Origin of the sequence: Streptomyces sp. NPDC057638, assembly GCF_042800315.1 — a bacterium.
In the GTDB taxonomy this organism is placed as follows: Bacteria; Actinomycetota; Actinomycetes; order Streptomycetales; family Streptomycetaceae; genus Streptomyces.
The window spans coordinates 1-3,434 of the sequence record NZ_JBHVHF010000513.1 but is presented as its reverse complement, the minus strand read 5'-3'; the positions used below and the strand labels follow the sequence as shown (position 1 = coordinate 3,434).

At 73.1% G+C, this 3,434-nt stretch carries 4 protein-coding genes; 1 reads left to right on the top strand and 3 read right to left on the bottom strand.

What is annotated here, in order from left to right; all coding sequences use genetic code 11:
* Positions 1–87 precede the first annotated feature (87 nt).
* From ACFVIM_RS34120 to ACFVIM_RS34110, 3 genes are all read right to left on the bottom strand, one after another.
* The gene (locus ACFVIM_RS34120; protein ID WP_384309981.1) at positions 88–330 is read right to left on the bottom strand and encodes a chaplin; all 243 of its coding nucleotides are present in this window, start codon (positions 328–330) and stop codon (positions 88–90) included.
* 166 nt (positions 331–496) lie between these two features.
* Positions 497–1,159, bottom strand: a complete 663-nt coding sequence (locus tag ACFVIM_RS34115) for a response regulator (RefSeq protein ID WP_384309984.1) — start codon at positions 1,157–1,159, stop codon at positions 497–499.
* A gap of 25 nt (positions 1,160–1,184) precedes the next feature.
* A complete protein-coding gene (locus ACFVIM_RS34110) occupies positions 1,185–2,330 on the bottom strand; it encodes a GAF domain-containing sensor histidine kinase (RefSeq protein WP_384309979.1) in 1,146 nt (381 codons plus the stop codon).
* A gap of 388 nt (positions 2,331–2,718) precedes the next feature.
* Here ACFVIM_RS34110 and ACFVIM_RS34105 point away from each other — a divergent pair, with 388 nt between their 5' ends.
* Positions 2,719–3,408, top strand: a complete 690-nt coding sequence (locus tag ACFVIM_RS34105; protein ID WP_384309977.1) for an SDR family NAD(P)-dependent oxidoreductase — start codon at positions 2,719–2,721, stop codon at positions 3,406–3,408.
* Positions 3,409–3,434 lie beyond the last annotated feature (26 nt).

Sequence of the window (3,434 nt, the reverse complement as noted above, 5' to 3'; positions counted from 1 at the left end):
CGCTGTGGGGAGGCGGCGCGGCCGGTCGTCCGTGGTGCCGGGGATCGGGAGTCACGGCGCCCCGGGTGAGGTGCCGGACGTCAGGGGTCAGCCGATGAAGCCGTGGTTTCCGAAGGCCGGGTTCAGCAGGCCGATCACGTTGACCGTGTTGCCGACGGCGTTGACCGGGATGGAGACCGGGACCTGCACGACATTGCCCGAGGCGACGCCCGGGGAGGCCACGGCCTTGCCGCCCGCGTGGGCTCCGGTGGCGGACGCGACGCCCGCGCCCGCGGCGACGAGGCTGCCGGTGATCAGGGTGAGGGCGGCGGCCTTCTTCAGGTTCTTCACTACTTCAGTCCTCCTGGGCGTTCGCCACGGCGGTCACCGTGGCACGCCCTGGAGAACGCCGTGGCGGTGGAGGGGATACGCCATCCGGGCGATATGCACCCGACCGTATGAATTTCCGATCATCGGGTTGTTGCGGAGCCTTCCGCCGGTGCAGTGCCTCCCCGGATCAGTTGGTCATCCCGTTCCGGACGGCCCACAGCGCGGCCTGGGTGCGGTCGGCGAGGTCGAGCTTCATCAGGATGTTGGAGACATGGGTCTTCACCGTCTTCTCGGAGAGGACGAGGGCGCGGGCGATCTCCCGGTTGGAGCGGCCGTCGGCGATCAGCCCGAGGACCTCGCGCTCCCGCTCGGTCAGACCGCCGCCCCGACCCCCGCCCTGGCTGTGGTCGTCCTGGGTGAGCAGGGCGCCCGCGACCTCCGGCTGGAGCAGGACATGACCGGCGTGGACGGAGCGGATGGCCCCGGCGAGGGCGTCGGGATCCACGTCCTTGTAGACATAGCCGGAGGCCCCGGCGCGCAGGGCGGGGACGACCGTGCGCTGCTCGGTGAAGCTGGTGACGATCAGGACCTTGGCCGGGTTGGACAGCTCGCGCAGGGTCCGCAGGGCCTCGATGCCGTCGGTACCGGGCATCTTCACGTCCATGAGGACGACGTCCGGGCGCAGCTCCTCGGCGCGTGCGACGCCCTCGGCGCCGTCCCCGGCCTCGCCGACGACCTCGATGTCGTCCTGGACCTCCAGAAAGGTACGCAGACCACGGCGGACCACCTGGTGGTCGTCGACCAGCAGGACCCGGATCGGCCGGGCGCGGGCGGGTCGCTCGGGGCCCACGGGCCGCTGCTCGGGGCCTTCGCTCTTATCCACCGGGGACCTCCATCTCGATCGTGGTGCCCTTGCCGGGCGCGGACTGCACGGAGAGCCTGCCGCCGACCCCGCCGGCGCGGTCGCGCATCGAGACCAGCCCCAGATGGCGGCCCGCGCGGCGGACGGCGCGCGGTTCGAAGCCCGTGCCGTTGTCGGTGACGCTGAGGACGGCGCCCTGACCCCGGCGGGCGAGGACCACGTCGACCCGCTCGGCACCGGAGTGGCGCAGGGCGTTGTGCAGCGCCTCCTGGGCGACGCGCAGGAGCGCCTCCTCCTGGGCGGCGGGCAGCGCGCGGATGCCCTGGGTGTCGAAGGTGACCGTGGCGCTGTGGGCCCGGTCGAGCACCTGGATCTGCGTGCGCAACGTGTTGACCAGGCCGTCCTCGTCGAGCGCGGCGGGGCGCAGCTCCACCACGGCCGCGCGCAGCTCGTCCACGGCCTCGGCGGCGAGCAGGGCGACCTGGTGCAGTTCACCCTTGGCGCGGACGGGGTCGCGGTCCACGAGGGCGGCGGCGGCCTGGGCGGTCAGCCGCAGCGAGAAGAGCTTCTGGCTGACCGCGTCGTGCAGCTCGTGGGCGAGCCGGGAGCGCTCCTCCACGATGGTCAGCTCGCGGCTGCGCTCATAGAGCCGGGCGTTGGTGAGGGCGATGGCGGCGTGCTGGGCGAGGATCGACAGCAGCTCCTCGTCGGCCGCCGTGAAGCCGCAGCCGCCGCCGGGGCCCGGACAGCGCTTGTTGGCGAGGAAGAGGGCGCCGATGATCTCGTCGCCGTCCTTGATGGGCAGCCCGAGGAAGTCGGAGAGATCGGGGTGGGCGGAGGGCCAGCCCTCGAAGCGGGGGTCCTCGCGCACATCGTCGAGCCGCTCGGTCCGGGCGTCACGGAGCATGGCGGCGAGGATGCCGTGCTGGCGCGGCAGCGGGCCGATGGCCTTCCACTGGTCGTCGCTGACACCGTCGACCACGAACTGGGCGAAGCCGCCGTGATCGTCGGGCACGCCGAGCGCCGCGTACTCCGCGTCGAGCAGCTCACGCGCCGAGGCGACGATCGTCTTGAGGACGTCGCGGACTTCGAGGTGTCTGCTCATCGCCAGGAGCGCGGTGCTCACGGCGGCGATGCCGGAGCTGGGTCGATGGCTCATGATCTCCACGGTACCGGCGGGGTGTGACGGTCCCCATCGGCCGGGGGGCGGCCCTCGACGGGGCCACGGGACCTAGGTCGAAGTGCCGTGATCGTCAGGGCCCCCCGGCCGAGGTCGGCGGGGGGTGGGTCTTCCTACGGTGGGGGCTGACGCCGGGGTACCGCCCCGCTCGCTTGGGGTGGGGGCGTGGAGGCCGCTCAGGGCCCGCGGAGGCCAGGAGGCGCGTGCCGACCGTGATGGGCGTACCGAGCGTGTATCCGTCACCAGGTGCCGCGTACGGAACGCGGGACCCGGTGACGGATAAGGAAACCAAGGGAACCAAGGGACCTCGGGGAACGCGGACCCTGGCGGCGTGTACACACAAGGATGGGCGAGAAAGGGACGACGGATGCCGGTAGCGCTGATCACAGGTGGTTCGAAGGGCCTCGGGCGGGCGCTCGCGCTGGACCTGGCGGGGCGGGGCTGGGACCTGGTCCTGTCGGCCAGGACCGCTGCCGTGCTGGAGCGGACCGCCGGGGAGGCCGCCGCGCGCGGTACGCGCGTCACGGCCGTGCCCGGCGATGTCAACGACGCGGCCCACCGGGCGGAGCTGGTGGCGGCGGCACGGGCGCTGGGCGGTCTTGACCTGCTGGTCAGCAACGCGGGTGTGCTGGGAGCCGAGCCGCTGGTGCCGCTGGCGGAGCAGCCCCTGGACGGGCTGCGCCACGCCCTGGAGACCAATGTGGTGGCCGCGCTCGGGCTGATCCAGGAGGCCCTGCCATCGCTGCGGGAGAGCGGGGCCGGGGCGGTGATCGTGGTCAGCTCGGAGGCGGCGGCGGAACCGTTCGCCACCTGGGGCGGCTATGGCGCGTCCAAGGCGGCGCTGGACCAGCTCGCCGCGGTGCTGGCGGTCGAGGAGCCCGGGGTGCGGGTGTGGGCGGTGGATCCGGGGGACATGGAGACGGACCTCTACCGGGCCGCCGTCCCGGACGACACCCAGTCCAATCCCACTCCGGCGGAGGTGGCGCCGGGCTTCGTACGACTGGTGGAGGAGCGGCCCCCGAGCGGGCGGTACACGGCGCCGTCGCTGGTGCGCTGAGCGGCGTGTCCGCCGGGCCTGTGGGC

What these genes read in the sequence shown, in the direction of transcription:
- ACFVIM_RS34110 (WP_384309979.1), bottom strand. Translation starts at nt 2,330, where the DNA reads ATGAGCCATCGACCCAGCTCCGGCATCGCCGCCGTGAGCACCGCGCTC.
- ACFVIM_RS34105 (WP_384309977.1), top strand. Translation starts at nt 2,719, where the DNA reads ATGCCGGTAGCGCTGATCACAGGTGGTTCGAAGGGCCTCGGGCGGGCG.